This window comes from Stenotrophomonas sp. 2201_Sma (assembly GCF_056486685.1).
The window spans coordinates 1,189,404-1,212,807 of sequence record NZ_CM151329.1; the positions used below are offsets into that span (position 1 = coordinate 1,189,404).

Sequence of the window (23,404 nt, forward strand, 5' to 3'; positions counted from 1 at the left end):
CGCCGCGCCCGTGGCGGGCAGCATCAGGCCGCGCCCGGCGAGCGGGGTCACAGGTATCGCAGCCAGCCCAGGTCGCGCCGACGCGCCTTGAACCGCGCGAATGCCCGCGTTGGCGTGTACAGCAGCACCGCCAATGCACAGGCCACCAGGATCAGGCCGGCGACCGAATCGAGAGCGTACAGGCTGCCGTGGGTCGGCCCCCAGAACCCGAGCGCCGCCAGATACAGCAGCTTCAGCAGATACAAATGCAGCAGGTAGAAGAACATCGGTGCCGCGCCGATGTCTGCCAGCGGCCTCAACGCGCGTGCCATCGCAGGCCACTCAAACACGCGCAGCCACAGCAGGCCAACGCCCAGGGTCAGCAACAGGAACTGCAGTGATGGCGGATACTTGGTCACGTTGAACACGCTCATCCAGGTGCGCAGCGCGTCCTGCTGGAACTGCCAGGGCGTATCGCCATAGCCGTTGCCGAACCGCAGCAGGGCGAACATGCCCAGCGCTGCCAGCCCAGCCCACACCAGCCAGCGGTGACGCTGCGCTGGCATGCGGTCCGCCGCGAACCAGGGCCCCATCAGATAGCCGAGCGCGATCACCCCGATCCACGGCAGCACCGGATAGGACGTGCGCAGCCGGAGTGCACCGGCCTCGATCCAGTCCCGCTGGTGCAGCACCTTCCACAGCACCGGCAGCACACCGTCGCCTGCCACGCGCACGCCGTCGAGCAGGTTGTGGCCGGCCACCAGCAGTACCGCCAGCACCAGCAGCGCCGCGCGTGGCAGCCACAGCAGGCCGGCCAGCGCGACCATGCTCAGGCCGATCGCCCAGATCACCTGCAGGTATACGGTGTCCGGAGGCAGCTGGAAGGTCCAGGCGAAATTCACCAGGGTCAGTTCCAGCACCACCAGGAACAGCCCGCGCTTGAGCAGGAACGCGGCCGTGGCCCGGCGCGGATCCGCCTGGCGTTGACCGTACAGCCAGGCCGACAGGCCGGTCAGCAGCACGAACACCGGTGCGCACAGGTGGGCCAGCAGGCGGCACGCGAACAGCGCGGGGGAGACCGTGGCTGCGTCCATCGGGTCGCTGACCTGGTGCTGCAGGAAGAAGGTCTCGCGCACGTGGTCGAGCAGCATCAACAGCATGACGGTGCCGCGCAGCTGGTCGATGGAGGTGAGGCGGGCCGGTGGGGGAGAGGGCATGCGGACGGCGGTGGTGTGCAATCGAAAAGATATAACATATCGTTTGCGGGATGCCCAGCCGGAATGTGCCGGATGCGTCTGCTGCCTGTGCCTGATCGGTGTCCTGCCTGATCCGCTGGCGCTTGTCATGCTGCGGTGTGCTGGACTTGCCGCCCCCTGAACGCTAGCGTGGCAGGGATTTTTTGCCAGCAGGGGCTCCCATGAACCACGACGCTGCGCCCAAGCAGCTCACCTTCCGCGCAGTGGCCCTGGCCATCGTGCTGGCGGTGGTGCTGTCCGCGGCCAACGCCTACCTCGGTCTGTTCGCAGGCCTGACCATCGCCACCGCGATTCCCGCCGCAGTCATTTCCATGGGCGTGCTGCGCCTGCTGGGCGGTGGCTCGATCCTCGAGAACAACATCGTGCAGACCGGCGCCTCGGCCGGTTCCTCGATCGCCGCCGGTGTCATCTTCACCATCCCCGCGCTGGTGATCATGGGCTACTGGCCGGACTTCAAGTACTGGTGGGTGCTGGGCATTGCCGGCCTGGGCGGCCTGCTGGGCGTGCTGTTCTCGGTGCCGCTGCGCCGCTCGATGATCGTCGAAGATCCGCTGCCCTTCCCGGAAGGCAAGGCGGCGGCGGAAGTGCTCAAGGCCGGTGAGAACCCGGGTCCGGGCCTGAAGATCCTGGGCCTGTCGGCGGTGATCGGCGCCTTCGTCAAGCTGGCCGCGGAAAGCGGCATGCGCCTGATTCCCGATGCCTGGGCCACCTCGGCCTACGTGGGCAGTTCCAAGGTCACCGCCTTCATCGGCACCAACCTGTCGCCGGCGCTGCTGGGCGTGGGCTACATCGTCGGCCTCAATGTCGGCATCGTGGTGGTGTCTGGTTCGATCCTGACCTGGCACATCGCCATCCCGCTCTACCAGGCGTTCTTCATGAACACCGATCCGGCACTGGCCGCGTCGGTGGCCGCTGCGTCCTCCACCGAGGCCGCATTCGCCATCTGGGGCGCGAAGATGCGCTACCTGGGTGTCGGCGCAATGCTGATCGGTGGCATCTGGACCCTGATTTCGCTGCGCAAGTCGCTGCTCAACGGCGTCAAGAGCGGTTTTGCCGCCGCCCGCAAGAGCGGCGGACCGGTGCTGGCGCACACCGAGCGCGACCTGCCGATGAAGTGGATGCTGGTCGCCCTGGTGGTCTTCGTGCTGCCGCTGCTGGCCCTGTACCAGGCCATCGTCGGCCAGTGGCACGTGTCGATCCCGATGACCCTCATCATGATCGTCGCCGGCTTCCTGTTCGTGTCGGTCTCGGCCTACCTGGCCGGCCTGATCGGTTCGTCCAACAACCCGGTCTCGGGCATCACCATTTCCACCATCCTGTTCGCCTCGGCGGTACTGGTCGTGCTGCTGGGTGCCGATGGCCTCAAGCCGGTCGGTACCGGCGGTGCACCGCTGGGTGCGGTGGCTGCGATCATGATCGGCGCGGTGGTGTGCTGCGCTGCCGCCGTCGGTGGTGACAATCTGCAGGACCTCAAGGCCGGTTACATCGTCGGCGCTACGCCGTGGAAGCAGCAGCTGATGCTGGGCATCGGTGCGTTCTCCTGCGCGCTGATCATGGCCCCGGTGCTGAACCTGCTGGCCACCGCCTATGGCATCGGCGTGAAGACCGAGCTGCACCCGAACGCGCTGGCTGCGCCGCAGGCCAACCTGATGGCGTCGGTGGCCAAGGGCCTGTTCGGTGGCGAGCTGCCGTGGACCTTCATCGGCATCGGTGCCGTGGTCGGCGCCGTCATCATTGCCTTCGACAGCTGGCTGAAGGCGCGCAACGCGCGCTTCCGGGTGCCGGTGCTGGCGGCCGCCATCGGCATCTACCTGCCGCTGGAGCTGATGGTGCCGATCTTCCTCGGCGGCCTGATCGCTTACCTGGTCGAGCGCTTCCACAAGGTGCGTGCCGATGATGAAGAGGGCCGCGACCGCGTGCACAAGCCGGGCGTGCTGTTCGCCGCAGGCCTGATCACCGGCGAGGCGCTGATGGGCATCGCCATCGCCATTCCGATCGTGGTCAGCAGCCGCGCCGACGTGCTGGCCGTGCCGTTCCATCTGCCGGCCGCGCAGTGGATCGGCCTGGCCGTGCTGTTCCTGGTGGGCTGGCTGATCTACCGCACCGGCAAGTACGCCAAGGCGTAATGCGCGGGGGCGGATCCCTTCCCGTCGGGAAGGGCTCTGACCCCGGTTTGCCGGCGGTGGCCGGGCGGGGCAGAGCCGATTCCTGCGGAATCGGATCCGATCCCGGGTCCACCCACAAACCGCGCTACGGCGCGGTTTGCTGTTTCTGGCGGCTGCCCGATCACGGCCATGACCGATGGCCTTGGCAGCCCCGGGCTGCGGGGCCTACCATCGCTTTTTTGCCGTCCTGCGGAGATCCCGATGAAACTGCGTCATGCCCTGCTGCCACTGAGCCTGCTGGCCGCTCTGCCCAGCGTCGCCGCTGCCCGTGGCCTGGAGATCCGCGACATGGTGGCCATGGATCGCGTTTCCGCGCCGGTGCTGAGCGCCGATGGCGGCACCGTGGTGTTCGCCAAGCGCAGCACTGACGCCAACCTCAAGGCCAGCACCGCCCTGTACGCACGCAACCTGCGCACGCGTGACGCGGCACCGCCGAAGCAGATCACCCCGGCCGGCTGGAACGTCAATTCCGCCTCGCTGTCGGCGGACGGCCAGACGGTGTACTTCCTCAGTTCCAAGAACGGCAGCCAGCAGCTGTACGCGCAGGCGATCAACGGCGGCGCCCCGCGCCAGCTGACCGATTTCCCGGTGGATGTGGACAGCTACCACGTCTCGCCACAGGACGACCGCGTGCTGTTCAGCGCCGGCGTGTTCCAGGCCTGCGCGTCGGACCTGGCCTGCACCGAGAAGAAGCTGAAAGAGAAGAAGGACGCCAAGGCCAGTGGCCAGGTCTGGGATTCGATGTTCGTGCGCCATTGGGATACCTGGAACGACGGCCGTCGCAACACCCTGTTCGTCGCGCCGCTGCCGGGCGCCCAGGCCGGCCCGGTCAAGGGGGCTTCAGCGCTGAGCGCCACCCTCGATGGCGATGCGCCGTCCAAGCCATTCGGTGGCAATGATGACTTCGTGTGGTCGCCGGACGGCAGCAGCGTGGTCGCCAGCATCCGCGTGGCGGGCCGCGAGGAACCGTGGTCGACCAACTTCGACCTCTATCGCTTCGATGCTGCCGGTCGTCAGGCACCGGTGAACCTGACCGCCTCCAACCCGGCATGGGATGCGGGCCCGGTGTTCAGTGCCGATGGCAAGACGCTGTTCTACCGTGCGATGAAGCGCCCCGGCTTTGAAGCTGATCGCTTCGGCCTGATGGCGATGGATCTGGCCAGCGGCAAGAGCCGTGAGATCGCCCCGCAGTGGGATCGCTCGGCGGGTGGCATCGTGCTGTCCGCCGATGGCGCCAGCATCTACACCACCGCCGATGATCTCGGCGAGCACCCGCTGTTCCAGATCGATGTCGCCACCGGCAAGGCCACCCGTCTGATCGGCGATGGCAGCGTGACCGCCGTCGATGTGGCCGGCACCAGCGTGGCGATCACCCGCAACAGCCTGAAGAGCAACGACCAGGTACTGGTCGGCCTGCTGCCAGCCGCCGGCCAGCCGATGGGCGAGCTGCGTGCGCTGACACCGTCTGCCGGCGACGTGCTGAAGGACGTCAGTTTCGGCGATTTCGAGCAGTTCTCGTTCAAGGGCTGGAACAACGACACCGTGCACGGCTATGTGGTCAAGCCGCACAACTACCAGGAAGGCAAGTCCTACCCGGTCGCGTTCCTGATCCATGGCGGTCCGCAGGGCAGCTTCGGCAACGGCTGGAGCTACCGCTGGAATCCGCAGACCTATGCGGGCCAGGGCTACGCGGTGGTGATGATCGATTTCCACGGCTCCACCGGTTACGGTCAGGCATTCACCGATGCGATCAGCCAGCACTGGGGTGATCGTCCGCTGGAGGACCTGCAGAAGGGCTGGGACGCGGCACTGAAGAAGTATTCGTTCCTCAACGGTGACAAGGCCTGTGCTCTGGGCGCCAGCTATGGCGGCTTCATGGTCAACTGGATCGCCGGCAACTGGAACGGCCCGTTCAAGTGCCTGGTCAACCACGATGGCGTGTTCGACCAGCGCATGATGGGCTACGCCACCGAGGAGCTGTGGTTCACCGAGTGGGAGCAGGGCGGCACGCCGTACCAGAAGGCGGCGAACTACGAGAAGTTCAACCCGGTCAACCACGTGGCGGACTGGAAGAAGCCGATCCTGATCATCCATGGCCAGCAGGACTTCCGCATTCCGGTCGAGCAGGGCCTGGCGGCATTCACGGCGGCGCAGCGGCAGGGGATCGAGTCGAAGTTCCTGTACTTCCCGGACGAGAACCACTGGGTGCTCAAGCCGCACAACAGCATCCTGTGGCATGACACGGTCAACGGCTGGCTGAAGCAGCATATCGGCGAATAAGCCGGTCCGGCGCCGCCCCCCAGGGCGGCGCTCTGCTTTTTGTAGAGCCGAGCCATGCTCGGCTGCTCTGTGCCTCCTTTCCCGCCAACAGCAGCCGAGCATGGCTCGGCTCTACCCGAGCGCCCGCATGACTTCGAACGCCCTGATCCAGAACGACATCGTGGTCTTCGGCCTGATCGCCGCCACTTTGGGGGCCGTGTTCTGGACCGCCTCGCGCGAGCAGGGGCCGTGGAAGCGCTTCTACACCTTCGTGCCGGCGTTGCTGCTGTGTTATCTCATTCCTGGCATCTACAACACCGTCGGCCTGATCGACGGGCAGAACACCGCGCTGTACAACCCGGTCGCGCGTGACATCCTGCTGCCGGCGGCGCTGGTGCTGCTGACCCTGGCCGTGGACATCAAGGGCATCCTGCGGCTGGGGCCGAAGCTGGTACTGATGTACCTGGGCGCCTCCGCCAGCATCATGCTCGGTGCCGTGGTCGCCTTCCTGCTGATGCGCGCGCTGCACCCGGAAACCGTTGCCGGCGACACCTGGGCCGGCATGGCCGCACTGGCCGGCAGCTGGATCGGCGGTGGCGCCAACATGCTGGCGATGCGCGAAGTATTCGACGTCAACGCCACCACCTTCGGCCAGTTCGCCGTGGTCGACGTGGGTGTCGGCTACGTCTGGATGGCGGTACTGATCTTCCTCGCCGGGCGCGCCGCGAAGATCGACGCACGCAGCGGTGCCGATACCTCGGCCATCGACGAACTGAAGGAACGCATCGCGCGCTTCCAGGCCGAACACGAGCGCATTCCCAGCCTGACCGATCTGATGCTGATCGTCGCCGTTGCGTTCGGGGGCGTCGGTCTGGCGCATGCAATCGGCGCGCCGCTGGCGGCCTGGTTCAAGGCCCATGTCGGCTGGGCATCGCAGTTCAGCCTGGATGCTCCCTTCGTCTGGGTGGTGGTGCTGTCGACCACGCTGGGCCTGGGCCTGAGTTTCACCCGCGCGCGCACGCTGGAGGGAGCGGGAGCGTCACGTCTGGGGTCGCTGCTGCTGTACTTCCTGATCGCCTGCATCGGCATGCAGATGGATCTGCTGGCATTGCTGGACCGTCCGTGGCTGTTCCTGCTTGGCCTGATCTGGATCGCCGTGCACATCGTGCTGCTGTGGTGCCTGGGCCGGTTGCTGAAGGTGCCGTTCTTCTATTTCGCCATCGGCTCGCAGTCGAACATCGGCGGTCCGGCCTCGGCGCCCGTGGTGGCCGCCGCCTTCCATCCAGCATTGGCACCGGTAGGCGTGCTGCTGGGAACGATGGGCTACGCCACCGGGACCTACCTGGCGTACATCGTCGGCATCACCCTGCGTGCGCTGGCAGGGCAGGGGTGAGGGGGTCAGATCCCTTTTGCTGCGCAAAAGGGATCTGACCCCGTTTCGCGGCGCGTCACGCTACCGGCAATCCACGTTCGATCAGCCAGGCTCTCGCGTCTTCGGCGTCCTGCTCGAACCACGCTCTCGTCGATCCCAACCGGTACGTATACCCCCACGCATCCATGTCGGCCATCAGCCGTGCGCTGCCGACACCGGGCAGCTGCGCGGCCAGCACGATCTGCAGATAGCACGTGGCATCTTCCTCGGCGACCGAATCAGTGGCATCGGTATGCACCTGCGCGCGCCGCTCCGGCGGCAGCACGATCAGGTGGCAGGCCTCGTGCAGCATCGAATGCACGGGCGTGTCGTCGCGCACATACACGTTGCTGGCGATGATGCCTGCTTCAGGTTCACCCCAGTAGCTGCCGGGAATCGGCTCGCCGGCGGCGACGTGGTGCAGCTCCAGCCCATGCGCGGCAAGCAGGCGCTGTGCATCGGCGAAGGCGATATCGCCCACGCAGGTGATGTCCACGGCGGTTGTCGTGTCAGTCATGCGGAATCGTGCAGCCCCGCCCATGCAGGCACGGGCGGGGCAGGGGGGTCAGGGCTTTTCCGGGCCTTCCGGCAGCGCCACGGAGATGTCCAGCACGTCGTGCTGGCCATCCTTGACCAGGTCGACCTTCACCGCGTCGACGTCGATGTTGACGTACTTCTTGATCACTTCCAGCAGCTCGCGCTGCAGCAGCGGCAGGTAGTCCGGGCCACCGCGATGGCTGCGCTCCTGCGCGATGATGATCTGCAGGCGGTTCTTGGCGGTTTCGGCGGTGGTCTTCTTCGCTTTGAGGAAATCAAACAGGCCCATGCTTACCCTCCGAACAGCTTGCTGAAGAAGCCCTTCTTCTCCACGGTGGTGAAGCGCATCGGCCGCTCCTCGCCCAGGATGCGGCTCACCGCATCGTCATACGCCTGGCCAGCGATCGATTCGCCGTCGAGGATCACCGGCTCGCCCTTGTTGGAGGCGTTCAGCACGTCACCCGATTCGGGGATCACGCCGATCGCCTTCAGGCCCAGCACTTCCTCCACGTCGACGATGCTCAGCATCTCGCCGGTTTCCACGCGCGACGGGCTGTAGCGGGTCAGCAGCAGGAAGGCCGGCACGTCCTGGCCGGATTCGGCCTTGTGCGTCTTCGAGTCCAGCAGGCCGATGATGCGGTCGGAGTCGCGCACCGAGGACACTTCCGGGTTCACCACCACCACCGCGCGGTCGGCGAAGTACATCGCCAGGAAGGCACCCTTCTCGATACCGGCCGGGGAGTCGCAGATCACGAAGTCGAAACCGTCGGCGGCCAGGTCCTTCAGCACCTTGCCCACGCCCTCCTGGGTCAGCGCGTCCTTGTCGCGGGTCTGCGAGGCAGCCAGCACGTACAGGTTGTCGAAGCGCTTGTCCTTGATCAGGGCCTGCTTGAGGGTGGCTTCGCCGTGCACGACGTTGACGAAGTCGTACACCACGCGGCGTTCGCAGCCCATGATCAGGTCGAGGTTGCGCAGGCCGACGTCGAAGTCGATCACCGCCACCTTCTTGCCGCGCCGTGCCAGGCCGCAGGCCAGGCTCGCGCTGGTAGTGGTCTTGCCGACGCCGCCCTTGCCGGAGGTGACTACGATGATTTCAGCCAAAGGACTTCTCCTGGTTCTGCATGATGTTGGGGCTGCGTCAGTCCAGCGCAGCGATCTTGACCTGGTCCTGTTCCAGCCACACCTGCACGGCCTTGCCGCGCAGGTTGTCCGGGACATCGTCCAGTACCTTGTAGTGGCCGGCAATGGCCACCAGTTCCGCATGGAAATCACGGCAGAAGATGCGTGCCGCGGTGTTGCCCTGGGCACCCGCCAGCGCGCGGCCGCGCAGGGTGCCGTAGATATGGATGCTGCCGTCGGCGATGACCTCGGCACCGGCGCCGACGGTCGCCATGACCGTCAGGTCGCAGTTCTCCGCGTACAGCTGCTGGCCGGAACGTACATTGCCGAGCTGCATGCGGCCCGGTTGCGGTGCCGAGCCCTCGGCCACCCTGGCCACCGGAGCGGCCGGGGCCGGCTTCGGTTCAGCGCGGGCGGCGCGGCGCGGCTCCGGCGCAGGCGCAGGCGGCGGGGCCGGCTCGGTCTCGACACGCTCGTACTGGGCGCGGAACTTGGCCAGCAGCGGCAGGCCGAGCTGCTGCGAGAGCTGGTCGACCGCACTGGTGCCATAGGCCAGCGCCACCGGCAGCACGCCGGCGCTGCGCAGTCCATCGACCAGCGCCTGGGCGGTGGCCACGTCCGGTACCTGGCTGAGGCCGCCGAAGTCCAGGATCACCGCGGCACGGCCGAACAGTTTCGGGGCGCGGGTCACCCGTTCGCGCATTTCCTGCACGAGTCGTTCGACATCGAGGGTCCGCACGCGCAGGTTGGCGATGCCGACCTGGCCGATCTTCAGTTCACCTGCCTGTTCGTAATCGAAATTCACCGCCACGCTCAGGTCCCCGTCGGCCGCTGTGCCTGCGCCGGCAGCTGCCGGTCGCGTGTCCATGCCACATCCGGCAGCTTGCCGCCGTAGGTCTCCTGTACCCACGGGTAGCTGCACAGTTCCTTGGCCAGCATGCTGGCGCGCACATCGACCTGCGGCATGGTGTTCTGGCCCAGCTCGCGGAAGCCGAAGCTGCCGTGGAACAGCAGGGCGGCATCGGCACCATGGTCGAGGAAGACTTCGCAGGTCATCTGCGGGTAGCGCAGCTCGGCGAAGCTCTGCGCATCGGCGTAGAACGCCCGGCCGACGCCACCACCGCGGCGGCGGCTGGCGACCACGATGCGGTCGATATAGAAGAACGGGGTGTCCAGCTGCTGCTTGAACCAGGCGAAGTTGCTGCTGTCGTGCTGGCTGTCGCTGCCGAAGCCGATCAGGAACCCGGCCAGGTTGCCGTCGCGCTCGGCGACGCGGAAGTACTCAGCGGTTTCATAGAACAGGCGCAGGCGTGCGGCATCCAGCGGAAGGATGGCCAGGCCAGCGTTGTTGTTCAAAGCCAGGACGGAATCGAGCTCGTGCTCGCGCACGTCGCGGATGACAATCGACATTGTGACTCCGTGGGGTAACGCGGTTGGTCCTGCAACGGACCCTGCGCACGATTATTGCATGGGTGGCTGGCGGGGGCACGCCCGTCGCCATGACTTCTGCCCGGGGGCAGGAGCGCTGGTTCAGCCTAAGATGCCTCCATGTTGGGATATCTCAGCCAAATCCGAGTCCTGCGCCTGGCCGGCCTGTTCACCTGGGTCATGGTCGGCCTGCCCGTGGTGTATTCCCAATACGAGTCGATGCTGCGGCACGGGGGCAGCGGCATCGACAGCTGGTCCCTGTGGCTGTTTGCCGCCTACCTGTTCTTCGGCGCCGGCTACTTCTGGCTGACCCGTGGTCTGCGCGACAGCAGCCAGGCCGCCTGGTACGACCGGGTGGTGCTGGTGGTACTGACCGGCTCGGCCCTAGGCGTCAGCTACCTGAGCGGTTCGGGCCTGGGCAGCATCCTGATGATGGTGGCCGCCGGGGTGATCCCGTGGATGCTGCCCGTGCGCAGTGGCGTGATCTGGTTGCTCCTCAGCCAGCTGGCGGTGCTGCCGGTCTACTATCTGATTCTCGACATGCCGTTGTTCGAGGCACTCATGCAGTCGCTGCTGTATGGCGGCTTCTCCATGTTCATGTTCGTGACCAGCCTGGTCGCACGGCAGCAGACCGACGCCCGCGACGAGCAGCGCCGGCTGAATGCGGAACTGAGGGCGACCCGCGCCCTGCTGGCCGAGAGCGCACGGGTCAACGAGCGCACCCGCATCTCGCGCGAGCTGCATGACCTGCTGGGGCATCAGTTGACCGCGCTGACCCTCAACCTGGAAGTGGCCGGCCATCTGGCCGAAGGCAAGGCGCTGGACCACGTGAAACGCTCGCACACGCTGGCCAAGCTGCTGCTGGGCAATGTGCGCGAAGTGGTCAGCCAGCTGCGCGAGACCAGCGCCATCGACCTGGCTGCCGCGCTGCGCCCGCTGACCGAGAACGTGCCCTCGCTGGACATCCAGCTGGACATCGAGGACCCCCTGAACGTGGAGGATCCGCAGCGGGCCCACGTGCTGCTGCGCTGCACCCAGGAGATCATCACCAATACGGTGCGCCACTCCGGGGCCCGCCATCTGTGGATCCGGGTGTACCGTGAGGCGCCGGACCGGGTGGTGGTCGAGGCGCGCGACGACGGTGTCGGCGCGGAAATGGTCAATGTGGGCAATGGCTTGCGCGGGATGCGCGAGCGCCTGCAACAATGCGGTGGCCAGCTGCAGGTGGAAACCCGCCCCGGCGAAGGCTTCTGCCTGCGTGCGACGGTGCCGGCAACCGTGCTGGTGGCCGCCCTTACCAAGGTTCCTGAAGGAGTGCGTTGATGATTCGCGTCTGCCTGGTCGACGACCAAACCCTGGTGCGGCAGGGAATCCGCTCGCTGCTGGCGCTGGACGACGGCATCGAGGTGGTGGCCGAGGCCGGCGACGGCCGGCAGGCGGTCGAACTGGTGCCCCAGGTCCGTCCGGATGTGGTCCTGATGGACATGCGCATGCCGGTGATGTCCGGGCTGGAGGCGCTTCAGGTCCTGTCGCGGCTGGAACAGCTGCCGCCGACCATCATCCTGACCACCTTCGACGACGACCAGCTGGTGCTGGCGGGCCTGAAGGCCGGCGCCAAGGGGTATCTGCTCAAAGACGTGACCCTGGACCAGCTGGTGGGCGCCATCCGCACCGTGGCTGACGGCGGATCGCTGGTGCAGCCGGCGGTGACCCAGCGGCTGCTGTCCGGGCTGGAACACATGCGCAATGATTTCGTCAGCCTGGACCGGCCGGACCCGCTGACCGACCGCGAGACGGAGATCCTGCGGCTGATGGCCAGCGGCTTCTCCAACAAGGAGATCGCCAATTCGCTGGGCGTGGCCGAGGGCACCATCAAGAACCATGTGTCCAACATCCTGTCCAAGCTGGGCGTGCGCGACCGTACGCGGGCCGTGCTGAAGGCGTTCGAACTGCAGCTGGTCTGACGAAAAGCCTTTTGCGGCAAAGGTTTGGCCGGCATTCCCGGGCCCCGGGACGGGCTGCCCCCTACATGCGGGGCGGCCGGATGCGCTACCCTGCCAATCCTTTGTCCATACAAATACGCAGCCGGCAGGGAAACCGGTGCGCCAATCGCGATAAACAATGCCCGCGAAGCCTGCTAGGATTGGCGCTTCGCTTCAATCAACCCGGCCGTGGGATCGGCCCCGGAGACTCCTGAATGACCCGTATTATCGAGTTCCTGATCGCCTTGGGGATCGTGGCTGGCCTGTTCGTCATCATTGGCGTATGTCTGCCGGGCGAGCGCCACATCACCGAAAGCATCGAGACCAACCGCAAGATGACGATCGTGTACGACACGGTCAGCAGCCTGCGCCGCTTCAAGGACTGGAACCCGCTGGTACTGCGCGATCCCGCCGTTGAACTGAAGCTGTCCGGCCCGGCCTCCGGCGTCGGTGCCACCCTCGACTTCTCCTCCAAGGACCTGGGCAACGGTTCCTGGAAGGTGACCGAGGCCGAAGAGAACAAGCGTGTTGTGATCGCCATCGAAGACCCGACCAAGGGTCACGACAAGGTCACCACCTTCAATCTGGAGCCGACCGGCAAGGGCGGTCGCAACGTCAAGATCACCCAGGACTACTCGGTGAAGTACGGCTTCGACCTGTTCGGTCGCTACGCCGGCCTGTATGTCAGCCGCCAGATCGGCGACGACATCAAGCTGGGCCTGTCGCGCATGGCGAACATGCTGGCCACCGTGCCGAACGTCGACTACCGCACCCCGGAAGCGCCGCTGACCGATCTGGGTATCGTGCAGGTGCCGGCCGAAGACCTGCTGGTCGTCAACGCCGGCAACGTCGACCGCGGCCAGGACACCATCACCAAGTCCATCAAGGACAACCAGGAGTGGATCAAGCGCGTGATGGAGGCCAATGGCCTTGAAGCCGCCGGTCCGTTCCGCATCATCACCACCGATTTCGGTGCCGAGAAGTACGCCTTCGACATCGCACAGCCGGTGAAGAAGAAGGGTACCGAAGGTGCCACCGGTGAGGAGCTGACCGTCAAGATCGACGGTGGTGCGCCGGTCAAGTACGTGCATGTCGCCCCGCACCGTTCGGCGCATGCGGCCTACACCGGTCACATGGCCGGCCTGGACGTGGCCCGCAACGGCCTGCGTGCGTGGGCAGTGACCTCGGGCAACGAAGTCATCGACCGTCCGTACGAATCGTGGAAGGACGGCGTGGACAAGTCGTTCACCCAGGAAGGCACCTACGACATCTACTGGGCCGTCAAGTAAGCGCTGGCTGACCCATGTAGTGTTGGACACGAAAACGCGCCGCTTCCTGCGGCGCGTTTTTTTTCATCCCGCGTCCGCCGCCGGGCGGGCGCCGCGCAAGGAGCAGTCATGTTCAATCTGGAACGACGTGCGCGTAAGCCCTCGCTGCTGGCCTGCATCGGTGCGCTGTTGGCGGCCGCTTCGATCGGCCTGTCGGCCTATGCCTCGCATGGCGTGTCCGATCCGCAGGCGCAGCAGCATCTGAACATGGCGGCGCTGTATGCGTTCGCCCATGGTGCCGTGCTGGTTGCAGTGGGACGGCGCGCGCAGGGCGTGATCGCACATCTGGCGCTGTACGTGCTGCTGCTGGGCGTCGGGCTGTTCTCCGGCAGCCTGGTGGGCAGCGCGCTCTGGCAGTGGCCTACCCGGCTGGCGCCTGTGGGCGGCACCAGCCTGATGGTGGGATGGGTGCTGCTGGCGATCGACGCCCTGCGGCGGTGAGGGCAGTGCGGGGAGGGGCTCAGCCGTTGGCCGGTTTCCAGCACCAGTGCCAGGGCTCGTAGACGATCCCGTGCGGGTTGCCGCGCGGGTAGCTCAGGTGGAATCCATGCCCGCGGGCGTGCGCCTGCAGCCACGCGAACGCATCGGTACGCTCGAACGATTCCTCTGCAGGTGCATCGCCCGGGGTGCCGATATCCAGTGCGTGCCCGCTGTGGTGCTCGCTGAAGCCCGGCGCGGCGTTGACCTTCAGGATCTCCGCCACGCTCAGGCCGCGGCCGCGCTTCCGCTCGAAGATTCCCAACTGGTACGCATGGCTGCGGAAGCCGGAAATGGCATCCAGGGCAACGCCATCGCGGGCCGCGTGCAGGCGCATCCGCCGCCACCCCTGCGCCGCGTCGCGGCGCAACCACAGGGGCCGCGAAAAGCGATCGCGGCCGGCGAAATGCAGCAGGCACGGCTCGGCTTCCAGCGGCAGCCCGGTGTCATCCGCGTAACCCTGCGCATCCAGGCCAAGGTGCTGCAGGCGTTGCTGCAAGCCCGCCAGGGGCAGCCATCGCTGCTCCAGTGCCGCAGCGAAAGGGCGTGACGCGCGGGCATCCAGCAGTGCCAGCGCCTCCTCCACGCCAGGCTCGTGCGGTAGGCGCGGCACCAGCGAATGAACGCCCTGCGCCAGCACGGCGGCCAGATAGCGGCCATCGCGCTTGCGCCGCAGCACCCAGCGGGCCCGCGCCAGCAGGCGTGCATCGAGGTTGCTGCGCGCGCGCAGCAGATCGGCCGGCCACAGTTCGATGGCCTCGGTGTTCAGCAGCAGCAGCGGTCGGCGATGCATGTCCGCAGCTTACTGCCGTGGCGCGGCTGCGGCCACCTTGCGCAGGGCGTCAAGCAATGCCTGTGGGCGTTCCATGCTCAGCAGCAGGGTGCTGCCGCCGCGCACCGGGATCGCCAGCGTGCGGTGACGGTCGGTGACCAGGGCGAAGCCCTTGCCGCCGCCCTGCAGCCGCATATGCCCGGAATAGAAGCCGGGCATCGAGTAGCCGTTGGTCTTGAAGCGGATGCCATAGCGGCGGTCCTGCGCCAGGTCCACCACCTCGGCCTGGTCCAGCAGCATGTCGCGCACCGGTGTACGCCGCCGGTACAGCGTCGAGCGCACATCCAGCACGCCACCCACCAGCTCCACGCGGCGGCGGAAGAACGAAGTACCCAGGCCCACGCCGATCAGCACCAGCACGGCGATGCTCCATGCCGCGCTGCCGTTCATCAGGAAGAACGGCGGCGAAAGGGTGACTTCCATCCATGGTGCAGGCGCACGCGTGCGGCTGAACTGCACGTACACGCTGATGACCAGCACGGCCAGCACCGGCAACAGCACCCACAGCACGCGCAGGGGTGAACTGCCAGCCAGCTCGAACGGACGGGCTTCATTGGGGCTCATCGTTGTGCCTCCACCCATCGGGCGATGTCATCGATCAACCCCGCATCGACATGGCCGGGCCGGGTGTACTCCTTCAACGAACTCGGGCCGCTGCCAGCGATGCCGATATGGTTCAGCGCCGGATAGGTCCGCCACTGCACATCGTCGCGCCGGGCGAGGGCCTTCTGCCAGAGTGCCCAGTCGGCATCGGGAACCTGGAAATCGCGCCCGCCATGCAGCATCAGCAGCGGTGCGCGCAGCCGCTGTGCATCGGCGCGGGCATCTACGGCTTCGATGCTCTTCCAGAAGGACTGCGGAACGCCGAGTGGCAGCTCGCTGGCGGGTACCGGCGTGCTGCCGCGTGCTGCGGCGATCTGGCTGTCCAGTTTGTCCAGCAGCGCCTGACCGGCCGCGCTGATGTCGCCGTCCAGGCTCAGCAGGTAGCGGTTCTGTTCCGGCAGCAGGTCCAGCAGCGTGCGTGCGGGAGCGGCCCACAGGATCGCGCCACGCGCCTGTGGCCAGCGGCTGGCGATGCGTGGCGCAAGCATGCCGCCCTGGCTGTGGCCGAGCACGAACACGCGGCGGCCGTCGATGCGCGGGTCGCTGGCGACGGCCTCCAGTGCCGCCACCGCATCGTCGGTGGATTCGACATCGACAGTGAAGGTGCCGCTCTGGAAATCCTGGGGCCGGGCGAGAGTGCGCTTGTCGTAGCGCAGTACCGCGATTCCGTGCGCGGCGAGGCCACGGGCGATATCGAGGAAGGGACGGTTGCCGCCGATGGTCTCGTCACGGTCCTGCGGGCCCGAGCCATGCACCAGCACCACCGCCGGGAACGGGCCTTTGCCCTTGGGCAGCGCCAGCGTGCCGGGCAGCGCACCGCGTGCCTGCGGCACACTGAAATCAACTTCGCTGTAGGTCGCATCAGCCGGCGGCGGCGGCGCCTTGGCCGCGGGAGCGGGGCGCAGCAGCAGGCCGGCGACCTTGTCCTGTGCGTCCACGGCCACCTGCGCGATCACCGCGCCACCGGTGAACTGCAGCGGCACTTCCACCAGGTGCAGGCCCTGCTGCTCGCTGCTGCGGGCCTGGCCGCGCTGCTGCAGTTCGCCCAGGGACCGCCACACGCTGTCGAGCTTCTCGGCGGGAACGGCACGGGCCATCTGCGGGGTCAGCATCGCCTCCGCATCGGCGATGCGGCCGGCCTGCAGGTGGTCCAGCAACCGGGCGGCAACCTGCTGCGGTTCGGCGGCGAATGCGCCACCGCTCAGCAGCGCCAGTGAAAGGGCGAACAGCGAACGGCGGGTCTTCATGGTCAGAGCTCCTTCTTGAAGACCAGCACCGCTGCGCTCATCGGCGCGGGGATCACGATGTTGACCAGCTCCCAGCCAAGCTGGCCCTGCTTGTTCAACGCCTCCTGCACGGCTTCGGTCTTCATGCTGCCCATCAGCGTCGAGGGCACTTCCAGGGTCTGGTACGTCCAGCGCTTGCTCATTCCTTCTCCTCCTGAGGTGGCTTGGGATGCGGCAGCCTGCCGGCCTTGCGCAGCGCGTCGCGCAGCAGGTACTCGATCTGCGCGTTGAGGCTGCGCAGTTCGTCGTCGGCCCAGCGCTGCGCCGCGGCCAGCACGTCGGCGTTGATGCGCAGTGGATAGGCTTTCTTCTCGCTCATGGATGCTCCTGGCGGGGCGGTGGGGCGCCCCGTTGCGAGGGTGATTCAGTACAGCGAACCGGCGTTGACGATCGGCTGCGTGCCCCGGTCCGAACACAGCACGGTCAACAGGTTGCTGACCATGTGCGCCTTGCGTTCCTCGTCCAGCTGCACCACGCCGTTCTTCTGCAGTTCGCCCAGGGCCATCTCGACCATGCCGACCGCACCGGCAACGATGCGCGTGCGTGCCGCGATCACCGCGTTGGCCTGCTGGCGCTGCAGCATGGCCTGGGCGATTTCGGCAGCATAGGCCAGGTGGCTGATGCGTGCGTCGATCACCTGCACGCCGGCATCGGCCAGGCGCTCGGCCAACTCGTTCTTCAGGTGCTGGGAGATCTCGCTGGCGTGGCTGCGCAGTGCCAGCTGGCCCTCTTCATGCTGGTCGTAGGGATAGCTGGTGGCCATCGCGCGCAGCGCCGATTCGGACTGGATGTGCACGAAGCTCTCGTAGTCGTCCACGTTGTAGACCGCTTCGGAGGCATCGACCACCTGCCAGACGATCACTGCGGCGATCTCGATCGGGCTGCCATCGAGCTCGTTGACCTTCAGCTTGCCGCTTTCGAAATTGCGCACGCGCTGGCTGACGTGGCGCTTGCTGAAGAAGGGGTTGTTCCAGCGCAGGCCATTGTCTTTCACGGTGCCGACGTACTTGCCGAACAGGCTCACCACCGCGGCCTGGTTCGGCTGCACGGTGTACAGGCCCGCCAGCGCGAACAGCGCCACCACCGCGACCAGCGCGCCAACCAGCATCATCAGCAGGTTGGGGGAGCCGGTCGACGCCTTGGCGGCGATGCCCAGCACGAACAGCACACCGCCGAAGACGGCGACGAGCAATGCGCCCGCCAGAGTGCCCAGGCCGTTGAGGGAGGACAGCGACTTCTCTTTCATGGCAATACGTCCTTGAGGGTTCGAGGTGACGATATCAAATTGATATCAGATTTCGACTACCGTTCGTCGGGAACCGCCGCTGGACCGGCTAGAATGCCCACCCGCCTTCACATCACCGCCGGACCCCCCATGGCCAAGCTCGGAACCCCCCTCTCGCCCTCCGCCACCCGTGTGCTGCTGCTGGGCTCGGGCGAACTCGGCAAGGAAGTGGCCATCGAGCTGCAGCGGCTGGGCGTGGAGGTGATCGCCGCCGACCGTTACGCCGATGCGCCCGCCATGCAGGTCGCGCATCGTTCGCACGTGATCGACATGCTGGATGCGATGGCGCTGCGTGCGCTGATCGCCCAGGAACAGCCTCATCTGGTGGTGCCGGAGATCGAGGCGATCCACACCGAGACGCTGGTACAGCTGGAACAGGAGCAGGGCCTTCGGGTGATCCCCACCGCGCGTGCCGCACGCCTGACCATGGACCGTGAGGGCATCCGCCGCCTGGCCGCCGAGACGCTGGGCCTGCCAACCTCGCCCTACCGCTTTGTCGATACCGAGGCGGAGTACCGCGCCGCCGTGGCCGCCATCGGCCTGCCGTGCGTGGTCAAGCCGGTGATGTCCTCCTCGGGCAAGGGACAGAGCACGCTGCGCAGCGAAGCGGACATCGCGCCGGCCTGGGAGTATGCGCAGACCGGCGGCCGCGCGGGCGCCGGCCGCTGCATCGTCGAGGGATTCATCGATTTCGACTACGAGATCACTCTGCTGACCGTGCGCCACGCGGCAGGCACCTCGTTCTGCGCGCCGATCGGTCATCTGCAGAAGGACGGCGATTACCGCGAGAGCTGGCAGCCGCAGCCGATGTCGGACAAGGCGCTGGCGCGCGCGGAGGAGATCTCGCGTGCGATCACCGATGACCTGGGGGGCTGGGGCCTGTTCGGCGTGGAGCTGTTCGTGAAGGGCGATGAAGTGTGGTTCAGCGAAGTGTCGCCGCGCCCGCACGACACCGGCCTGGTGACGCTGGTATCGCAGGAGCTGAGCGAGTTCGCGCTGCACGCACGCGCCATCCTGGGCCTGCCGGTTCCGGTGATCCGCCAGAGTGGTCCGTCGGCATCCTGTGCATTGCTGGCGCAGGGCGAAGGCGTGCCGTACTTCAACAACGTCGCGGCCGCACTGCAGGTGCCGGATACGGCCGTGCGCCTGTTCGGCAAGCCGAGCGTGCACGGTCAGCGCCGTGTCGGCGTCACCCTGGCGCGCGCCGACACCGTCGACGAGGCGCGCTCGATCGCCCGTGATGCCGCCGACGCCATCGGCGTCGAGCTGCGCCCGTAAGCCGGTAGCGCCGGGCCGCGCCCGGCGGCTTTCTGCAAGGCAGAGCAGCGCGCCTGGCGCCTGGGGTCACTTCACATCCACCCACACCAGGTGGTGGTCGCTGCCGTCGGCAATCTTCGCTTCAGGGCTGTTGCTGGCTGGCCAGAACACGCCGCTGCCCACGTACTGGAACCCGGTGGAAGGCAGCACGTAATCCAGTCGCAGGGTGCCGGACTTCGGGCCAAAGTCGCCGGTGGCGTGGAAGGGCGCACCCTTGCGCACGATGCCCTTGGCGGCATAGGCGAGGCTGGTTTCCTCACCCCCCGCGCTGCGCGGGGTGGGGTAGCGCAATACGCGTGCGTTCTCGATCAGTTCGACGATCGCCTCGTGGCGGCCATCGCCGTCGACCGGGTCGTTGTTGAGATCGCCGAGGATCACGAAGCGTGCATCCTGCGCCAGACCTCCGCACTGGCCCTTGTCGTCGCACAGCCAGGGCTTGTCACCTGCGGTGAGATACTCCTGCCACAGGCGCAGTTCGTCGTGGTTGCGCGCCGCGTTGCGCTTTTCCGGGCCGTCGAACACCGGCGGCGTCGGGTGCGAGACCAGCGCATGCACCACGCCGGCCGGGGTCTGCACCGGTACATCCCAGTGCGACTTCGACGACAGGCGCAGCTGCGACCACACGGCGTCGCTGTAGAAGCTCTGCCCGCTGCGCGGATCGACCGGACGGATCGCGCCCGGCATCGTGCTCCACTTCAGCAGCTGGAAGCTGCGTACCTTGGCTTCATCGATCGGGTAGCGCGACAGCACCAGCATGCCGTACTGGCCCGGGTGCAGGCCGTAGCCCCAGGCATCGTTGCCACGGCTGCGGCCTTCGCCGCCGACCACGCCGTTGTTGTCCAGGTCCAGGCCACTGGGCACGCCGGTGTTGACCGGGGCCAGGTAGCGGTAGGCGAAGTGCAGCGGCGCGCCGCCGCCCGGCTGCGCCACTTCCAGGTAGCGCTTCTGGAACAGGTCGGCGGCGCGATGGGCGTCGTCGAAATCGAATTCGTTCAGCAGCACCAGGTCCGGGCGCACCTGCTGCAGCACGGCGGCGATCTTGCGCGCATGCGCGCTGTCGCCTTCAAGCTCCCTGATCAGGCCACCGGCCTCATCGGAGTACAGCGACGTGTTGTAGGTGGCCAGGCGCAGCGATGCGGACGGTGTTTCGGTCATCGCAGGGGTCCTGGCAAGAGCAGGGGCCGCAGCGCCACACAGCAGGGCCAGGGCAAGAATCAGGGGTTGGGTGTTCATGCCGCCTATTGTGCACCCCGCCCGGTGTCAGCGGTTTGTCAGCGGCCGTCCAGATCGCGGTCGAAATCGTGCCAGCGACGGCCATCGTAGGCCTCCAGCGGACGGAAGCGGCGCTTGTAGTCCATTTTCTGGTGTTCACGGATCCAGTAGCCCAGATAGACGTGCGGCAGTCCTTCGCGACGCGCCCATTCGATCTGCTGCAGGATGGCGAACGTGCCCAGTCCCCGCGCTGCGTGGTCTGGATCGAAGAAGGTATAGACCGCCGAAAGGCCGTGCTCGGTGACATCGGTGACGGCCACTCCGAGCAGCCGGCTGGGCCGGCCATCGTGGCCCGGCAGGCGCATCTCCAGGAAGCGGGTGTGCGACCAGCTGCCGATCAGGAACTGCTCGAACTCATGCGGGCCATGATCGTCCATGCCGCCGTTGGCGTGGCGGTGCACCAGATAGCGGTGGTAGAGGGCAAACAGATCCTCGCGCGCAGTGGCGGCGGTGATCCGCACCTCCAGGTCGGCGTTGCGGGTGGCGCAGCGCCGCTGGCTGCGGTCCGGTGCGAACCGGGCCACCGGAATCCGTACCGCCACGCAGGCATGGCACTGCGCGCAGTGGGGCCGATAGACCAGGTCGCCGCTGCGGCGGAAGCCCCAGCTGAGTGCGAGGGGATACAGGCCGCCCAGGCGACGGTCGTGGGGATCCATCACCAGGTCGCGCGCCACCCGGTCCGGCCAGTACCCGCAGGGGTGCTCGCCGGTCTGGAACAGCCGCAGTTCGTCGTCTCTGTCGCCGTGGATCGCCATGGCCACAGCATAGCCCCAGCGTGTCGCAATGAACGCGACTGTCCGCCGGATGAACGGAACTGGCGGTTGCGTCAACCGCCGTCGCGGCCGGGCGTTGTTGTCATTCGAGGGTGAACTGATCACCCCGACGCAACCTCATCCCCAGGAGTGACCTCATGATCCGTACCCCCCTGCTGCTGGCCCTGCTGCTTGCCACGTCCGCCTCCGGTGTCGCGCTGGCGGCGACTCCCCCGACCGCACCGGCACAGCGCCCGGCCAAGCTGGACACCAACGGCGACGGTGTCATCGACCGCAGCGAGGCCGCTGCCAACCCACGTCTGGCGGCCAAGTTCGACGAACTGGACCGCAACAAGGACGGCAGGCTGTCGCGCGATGAAATGCCGCGCTGGCAGCATGGTCGTCGTGGCGGCCATGGCGGCGAGCGCTGGGCCAGGCTGGACACCGACAAGGACGGCCGCATCAGCCGCGAAGAGGCCAAGGCCGATCCGCGCCTGGCGGCACGTTTCGACCAGCTCGATCTCAACAAGGACGGCTATCTGGACAAGGCTGATCGCGAGCTGCGCATGAAGCAGCATCGCGACGCCTGGTTCGCCGCTGCCGACACCAACAAGGACGGCCAGTTGAGCAAGGCCGAATTCGATGCGGCGAAGGGCCCGATGCATGGCGGCCCGCGCCACGGGGGCCCGCGTGACGGCGCCGCACCGAAGCCGCAGCGCTGATCACGGCGCAACGTTCAACGACGACGCCGGCAGACTGCCGGCGTCGTCCGTTACAGGCGACCGCTGTCGAGCAGCGTATAGGCCACCAGGGCGATCACCAGCAGGTTCATCGCGATGATGGCGCTGCGGCCGTACATCGCTTCGTACTTCCAGTTGATGCCCTGCCGCCCGCGCCGCGCTGCGTCGCGCACGATCAAGGGCCGCATCAGGCGCTGCAGCGGTCCCAGGCACTGGTAGTTGACCGCACCCAGGCCGATGGCCATGACCACCAGGTGTACCCATACCGGCGTCTGCAGCAGCACGACCAGCAGTATGGACAGGCAGCAGGCCATCACGGTCCAGGTGTTGAGATGGACGAAGCGCCGGACCTGGGTCCGCTCCGGTTCCGTTTCGGCGTAGGACAGCAGGAAGCGACCGCCCAGGTAGCTGCCCAGCACGCCGCCCAGCACGGCACCGGCGATCGCTGCCCAGTTGTGGGCCGGGACCAGATGCAGGTGCCCCAGCGCCGCTGTCAGCGATCCCATCGCGGTACCGCCGGCTGCGCTGGCGCCGCCCAACCCCAGCTTGCTGCCGCCAATGCCCACACCGGTGCCGAGCAGGATCGCGGCACTGGCCGTGCCGGGCGCAGCGATCAGCACCATCGAGACCACGGTGGTTGCGAAGGCAGCGCTGGGTGCGCTGCTGCGCGCGAATTCGCCGAAGCGCTGCAGCAGTCCCTCGCGGACCTGCGCGCGGGCCCGCGACAGGCGCTTGCGCACCGCCGCATCACTCAGGCCCAGCAGGTCCGCCACCTGCTGCGAGCGCTGACCTTCCCGGTAGTAAAGCAGCAGGACTTCGCGGCTGTCGGTGGGCAGCGCCGAGATGATGTCCTCGGCGGCAACCTCCTCTTCCAGTCGCTGCAGGCGGTCGGCGGCAGTCGGCGAGGGGTCGGCCGCCATGCCCAGCGCAACTTCGGCGGCCTCGCCGCTCAGGGGCCTGCCGCGCTGTGCACGCAGCCAGTCGCGCGCGAGGTTGCGGGTGATCTGCCGCAGCCAGGGCAGGAAGCTGGTGGAACTGCGCAACTGGTGCAGCTGCTGCCAGCCCTTCACGAAGGCTTCCTGCGCGATGTCCTCGCTGGCCTGGCGATCGCCGGTGATGGCCAGGGCGATGGCGGTCACGGTGTTCTGGCAGGCGAGCACGATGCGCCCATAGGCGTGCTGGCAGCCACTGCTGGCGGCTGGCAGTTCACGTTCCAGGGTCTGGTCGATGCTGGCGGCGAACGTCGTCATGGCAGCGGCTCCTGCAGGGATTGTGTCCCATGACGGGGCCGCGTGCCGAATGTGACCGGTCAGCCTGCCGGTAGCGCCGGGCCATGCCCGGCGGCTTTTCTGTCCGCCGCGCTCGCCGGGCATGGC

General features: G+C 67.2%; 24 protein-coding genes. 9 read left to right on the top strand and 15 right to left on the bottom strand.

Annotation, left to right across the window (positions count from 1 at the left end; genetic code table 11):
- Nucleotides 1–47: 47 nt before the first annotated feature.
- Entirely contained in the window at nucleotides 48–1,196 is a 1,149-nt protein-coding gene (locus tag ACZLIF_RS05630) for an acetyltransferase domain-containing protein (RefSeq protein WP_128989332.1), read from the bottom strand.
- Nucleotides 1,197–1,396: 200 nt separating this feature from the next.
- Here ACZLIF_RS05630 and ACZLIF_RS05635 point away from each other — a divergent pair, with 200 nt between their 5' ends.
- The 3 genes from ACZLIF_RS05635 (at nucleotide 1,397) to ACZLIF_RS05645 (ending at nucleotide 7,052) form a co-directional block, all read left to right on the top strand.
- Nucleotides 1,397–3,361, top strand: a complete 1,965-nt coding sequence (locus ACZLIF_RS05635; RefSeq protein WP_128989330.1) for an OPT family oligopeptide transporter — start codon at nucleotides 1,397–1,399, stop codon at nucleotides 3,359–3,361.
- Nucleotides 3,362–3,601: 240 nt separating this feature from the next.
- A complete protein-coding gene (locus ACZLIF_RS05640) occupies nucleotides 3,602–5,680 on the top strand; it encodes an alpha/beta hydrolase family protein (RefSeq protein WP_128989328.1) in 2,079 nt (692 codons plus the stop codon).
- 127 nt (nucleotides 5,681–5,807) lie between these two features.
- On the top strand, nucleotides 5,808–7,052 hold the full coding sequence (locus ACZLIF_RS05645) for a DUF819 family protein (RefSeq protein ID WP_053516181.1): 1,245 nt from the start codon (nucleotides 5,808–5,810) through the stop codon (nucleotides 7,050–7,052).
- A gap of 55 nt (nucleotides 7,053–7,107) precedes the next feature.
- On the opposite strand, the gene ACZLIF_RS05650 is transcribed toward ACZLIF_RS05645, so the two are convergent.
- Genes ACZLIF_RS05650 through ACZLIF_RS05670 form a run of 5 tightly spaced genes read right to left on the bottom strand, consistent with a single transcriptional unit; the run spans nucleotide 7,108 to nucleotide 10,136 of the window.
- Nucleotides 7,108–7,587, bottom strand: a complete 480-nt coding sequence (locus ACZLIF_RS05650) for a hypothetical protein (RefSeq protein ID WP_128989326.1) — start codon at nucleotides 7,585–7,587, stop codon at nucleotides 7,108–7,110.
- Nucleotides 7,588–7,635: 48 nt separating this feature from the next.
- Nucleotides 7,636–7,896 carry a cell division topological specificity factor MinE gene (gene minE, locus ACZLIF_RS05655; RefSeq protein WP_053516176.1) on the bottom strand — a complete coding sequence of 87 codons (261 nt, stop codon included), beginning with the start codon at nucleotides 7,894–7,896 and terminating at the stop codon, nucleotides 7,636–7,638.
- A gap of 2 nt (nucleotides 7,897–7,898) precedes the next feature.
- Nucleotides 7,899–8,708, bottom strand: a complete 810-nt coding sequence (gene minD, locus ACZLIF_RS05660) for a septum site-determining protein MinD (RefSeq protein WP_053516174.1) — start codon at nucleotides 8,706–8,708, stop codon at nucleotides 7,899–7,901.
- Nucleotides 8,709–8,745: 37 nt separating this feature from the next.
- The gene (gene minC / locus ACZLIF_RS05665; protein WP_053516171.1) at nucleotides 8,746–9,594 is read right to left on the bottom strand and encodes a septum site-determining protein MinC; all 849 of its coding nucleotides are present in this window, start codon (nucleotides 9,592–9,594) and stop codon (nucleotides 8,746–8,748) included.
- Nucleotides 9,540–10,136: a GNAT family N-acetyltransferase gene (locus ACZLIF_RS05670; protein WP_053516169.1), complete on the bottom strand. Its 597-nt coding sequence runs from the start codon at nucleotides 10,134–10,136 to the stop codon at nucleotides 9,540–9,542. The genes minC and ACZLIF_RS05670 overlap by 55 nt, the downstream gene beginning before the upstream one ends.
- 138 nt (nucleotides 10,137–10,274) lie before the next feature.
- Between ACZLIF_RS05670 and ACZLIF_RS05675 the strand changes: the two genes are divergently transcribed.
- The 4 genes from ACZLIF_RS05675 (at nucleotide 10,275) to ACZLIF_RS05690 (ending at nucleotide 13,905) form a co-directional block, all read left to right on the top strand.
- A complete protein-coding gene (locus tag ACZLIF_RS05675) occupies nucleotides 10,275–11,477 on the top strand; it encodes a sensor histidine kinase (protein WP_053516166.1) in 1,203 nt (400 codons plus the stop codon).
- Nucleotides 11,477–12,118 carry a response regulator gene (locus ACZLIF_RS05680; RefSeq protein ID WP_053516165.1) on the top strand — a complete coding sequence of 214 codons (642 nt, stop codon included), beginning with the start codon at nucleotides 11,477–11,479 and terminating at the stop codon, nucleotides 12,116–12,118. The genes ACZLIF_RS05675 and ACZLIF_RS05680 overlap by 1 nt, the downstream gene beginning before the upstream one ends.
- 233 nt (nucleotides 12,119–12,351) lie before the next feature.
- On the top strand, nucleotides 12,352–13,425 hold the full coding sequence (locus ACZLIF_RS05685; protein ID WP_053516163.1) for a polyketide cyclase: 1,074 nt from the start codon (nucleotides 12,352–12,354) through the stop codon (nucleotides 13,423–13,425).
- Between the two features lie 108 nt (nucleotides 13,426–13,533).
- A complete protein-coding gene (locus ACZLIF_RS05690; protein ID WP_128989324.1) occupies nucleotides 13,534–13,905 on the top strand; it encodes a DUF423 domain-containing protein in 372 nt (123 codons plus the stop codon).
- A gap of 19 nt (nucleotides 13,906–13,924) precedes the next feature.
- On the opposite strand, the gene ACZLIF_RS05695 is transcribed toward ACZLIF_RS05690, so the two are convergent.
- The 6 genes from ACZLIF_RS05695 to ACZLIF_RS05720 are packed head-to-tail and all read right to left on the bottom strand — an operon-like array spanning nucleotide 13,925 to nucleotide 17,908.
- Entirely contained in the window at nucleotides 13,925–14,734 is an 810-nt protein-coding gene (locus tag ACZLIF_RS05695) for a M15 family metallopeptidase (RefSeq protein ID WP_128989322.1), read from the bottom strand.
- Nucleotides 14,735–14,743: 9 nt separating this feature from the next.
- Entirely contained in the window at nucleotides 14,744–15,337 is a 594-nt protein-coding gene (locus ACZLIF_RS05700) for a PH domain-containing protein (RefSeq protein WP_053516158.1), read from the bottom strand.
- On the bottom strand, nucleotides 15,334–16,623 hold the full coding sequence (locus tag ACZLIF_RS05705) for an alpha/beta hydrolase (RefSeq protein WP_128989320.1): 1,290 nt from the start codon (nucleotides 16,621–16,623) through the stop codon (nucleotides 15,334–15,336). The genes ACZLIF_RS05700 and ACZLIF_RS05705 overlap by 4 nt, the downstream gene beginning before the upstream one ends.
- A gap of 2 nt (nucleotides 16,624–16,625) precedes the next feature.
- Nucleotides 16,626–16,805: a DUF4177 domain-containing protein gene (locus tag ACZLIF_RS05710; protein WP_053516154.1), complete on the bottom strand. Its 180-nt coding sequence runs from the start codon at nucleotides 16,803–16,805 to the stop codon at nucleotides 16,626–16,628.
- Nucleotides 16,802–16,981 carry a type II toxin-antitoxin system antitoxin gene (locus ACZLIF_RS05715; protein WP_053516152.1) on the bottom strand — a complete coding sequence of 60 codons (180 nt, stop codon included), beginning with the start codon at nucleotides 16,979–16,981 and terminating at the stop codon, nucleotides 16,802–16,804. Before ACZLIF_RS05715 ends, ACZLIF_RS05710 begins: the two co-directional genes overlap by 4 nt.
- A gap of 45 nt (nucleotides 16,982–17,026) precedes the next feature.
- Nucleotides 17,027–17,908: an SPFH domain-containing protein gene (locus ACZLIF_RS05720; RefSeq protein WP_128989318.1), complete on the bottom strand. Its 882-nt coding sequence runs from the start codon at nucleotides 17,906–17,908 to the stop codon at nucleotides 17,027–17,029.
- A gap of 129 nt (nucleotides 17,909–18,037) precedes the next feature.
- Between ACZLIF_RS05720 and purT the strand changes: the two genes are divergently transcribed.
- Complete coding sequence (gene purT, locus ACZLIF_RS05725) at nucleotides 18,038–19,225, top strand: formate-dependent phosphoribosylglycinamide formyltransferase (protein ID WP_065182365.1); 1,188 nt, start codon at nucleotides 18,038–18,040, stop codon at nucleotides 19,223–19,225.
- Nucleotides 19,226–19,291: 66 nt separating this feature from the next.
- Here the strand turns inward: purT and ACZLIF_RS05730 are convergent, their stop codons facing one another.
- Nucleotides 19,292–20,497 (bottom strand): endonuclease/exonuclease/phosphatase family protein, encoded by a 1,206-nt coding sequence (locus tag ACZLIF_RS05730; RefSeq protein ID WP_279942289.1) that lies wholly within the window; start codon nucleotides 20,495–20,497, stop codon nucleotides 19,292–19,294.
- 38 nt (nucleotides 20,498–20,535) lie between these two features.
- Nucleotides 20,536–21,291, bottom strand: coding sequence for an arginyltransferase (locus ACZLIF_RS05735; protein ID WP_128989314.1), 756 nt, complete (start codon nucleotides 21,289–21,291; stop codon nucleotides 20,536–20,538).
- Nucleotides 21,292–21,446: 155 nt separating this feature from the next.
- Between ACZLIF_RS05735 and ACZLIF_RS05740 the strand changes: the two genes are divergently transcribed.
- Nucleotides 21,447–22,010 carry an EF-hand domain-containing protein gene (locus ACZLIF_RS05740; protein WP_065182363.1) on the top strand — a complete coding sequence of 188 codons (564 nt, stop codon included), beginning with the start codon at nucleotides 21,447–21,449 and terminating at the stop codon, nucleotides 22,008–22,010.
- Between the two features lie 50 nt (nucleotides 22,011–22,060).
- Here ACZLIF_RS05740 and ACZLIF_RS05745 read toward each other — a convergent pair whose 3' ends face one another.
- Complete coding sequence (locus ACZLIF_RS05745) at nucleotides 22,061–23,278, bottom strand: RNA polymerase sigma factor (protein WP_478462403.1); 1,218 nt, start codon at nucleotides 23,276–23,278, stop codon at nucleotides 22,061–22,063.
- Between the last annotated feature and the right edge of the window lie 126 nt (nucleotides 23,279–23,404).

Bases quoted from the DNA above. Each gene is read 5' to 3' on its own strand.
- ACZLIF_RS05675 (WP_053516166.1), top strand. From the start codon at position 10,275: ATGTTGGGATATCTCAGCCAAATCCGAGTCCTGCGCCTGGCCGGCCTG.
- ACZLIF_RS05650 (WP_128989326.1), bottom strand. From the start codon at position 7,587: ATGACTGACACGACAACCGCCGTGGACATCACCTGCGTGGGCGATATC.
- ACZLIF_RS05670 (WP_053516169.1), bottom strand. From the start codon at position 10,136: ATGTCGATTGTCATCCGCGACGTGCGCGAGCACGAGCTCGATTCCGTC.
- minE (WP_053516176.1), bottom strand. From the start codon at position 7,896: ATGGGCCTGTTTGATTTCCTCAAAGCGAAGAAGACCACCGCCGAAACC.
- ACZLIF_RS05740 (WP_065182363.1), top strand. From the start codon at position 21,447: ATGATCCGTACCCCCCTGCTGCTGGCCCTGCTGCTTGCCACGTCCGCC.
- ACZLIF_RS05710 (WP_053516154.1), bottom strand. From the start codon at position 16,805: ATGAGCAAGCGCTGGACGTACCAGACCCTGGAAGTGCCCTCGACGCTG.
- ACZLIF_RS05720 (WP_128989318.1), bottom strand. From the start codon at position 17,908: ATGAAAGAGAAGTCGCTGTCCTCCCTCAACGGCCTGGGCACTCTGGCG.
- minC (WP_053516171.1), bottom strand. From the start codon at position 9,594: ATGGACACGCGACCGGCAGCTGCCGGCGCAGGCACAGCGGCCGACGGG.
- ACZLIF_RS05735 (WP_128989314.1), bottom strand. From the start codon at position 21,291: ATGGCGATCCACGGCGACAGAGACGACGAACTGCGGCTGTTCCAGACC.
- ACZLIF_RS05695 (WP_128989322.1), bottom strand. From the start codon at position 14,734: ATGCATCGCCGACCGCTGCTGCTGCTGAACACCGAGGCCATCGAACTG.
- ACZLIF_RS05635 (WP_128989330.1), top strand. From the start codon at position 1,397: ATGAACCACGACGCTGCGCCCAAGCAGCTCACCTTCCGCGCAGTGGCC.
- ACZLIF_RS05645 (WP_053516181.1), top strand. From the start codon at position 5,808: ATGACTTCGAACGCCCTGATCCAGAACGACATCGTGGTCTTCGGCCTG.
- ACZLIF_RS05715 (WP_053516152.1), bottom strand. From the start codon at position 16,981: ATGAGCGAGAAGAAAGCCTATCCACTGCGCATCAACGCCGACGTGCTG.
- ACZLIF_RS05730 (WP_279942289.1), bottom strand. From the start codon at position 20,497: ATGAACACCCAACCCCTGATTCTTGCCCTGGCCCTGCTGTGTGGCGCT.
- ACZLIF_RS05745 (WP_478462403.1), bottom strand. From the start codon at position 23,278: ATGACGACGTTCGCCGCCAGCATCGACCAGACCCTGGAACGTGAACTG.
- ACZLIF_RS05690 (WP_128989324.1), top strand. From the start codon at position 13,534: ATGTTCAATCTGGAACGACGTGCGCGTAAGCCCTCGCTGCTGGCCTGC.
- ACZLIF_RS05685 (WP_053516163.1), top strand. From the start codon at position 12,352: ATGACCCGTATTATCGAGTTCCTGATCGCCTTGGGGATCGTGGCTGGC.
- ACZLIF_RS05640 (WP_128989328.1), top strand. From the start codon at position 3,602: ATGAAACTGCGTCATGCCCTGCTGCCACTGAGCCTGCTGGCCGCTCTG.
- purT (WP_065182365.1), top strand. From the start codon at position 18,038: ATGGCCAAGCTCGGAACCCCCCTCTCGCCCTCCGCCACCCGTGTGCTG.
- ACZLIF_RS05700 (WP_053516158.1), bottom strand. From the start codon at position 15,337: ATGAGCCCCAATGAAGCCCGTCCGTTCGAGCTGGCTGGCAGTTCACCC.
- ACZLIF_RS05705 (WP_128989320.1), bottom strand. From the start codon at position 16,623: ATGAAGACCCGCCGTTCGCTGTTCGCCCTTTCACTGGCGCTGCTGAGC.
- ACZLIF_RS05630 (WP_128989332.1), bottom strand. From the start codon at position 1,196: ATGCCCTCTCCCCCACCGGCCCGCCTCACCTCCATCGACCAGCTGCGC.
- ACZLIF_RS05680 (WP_053516165.1), top strand. From the start codon at position 11,477: ATGATTCGCGTCTGCCTGGTCGACGACCAAACCCTGGTGCGGCAGGGA.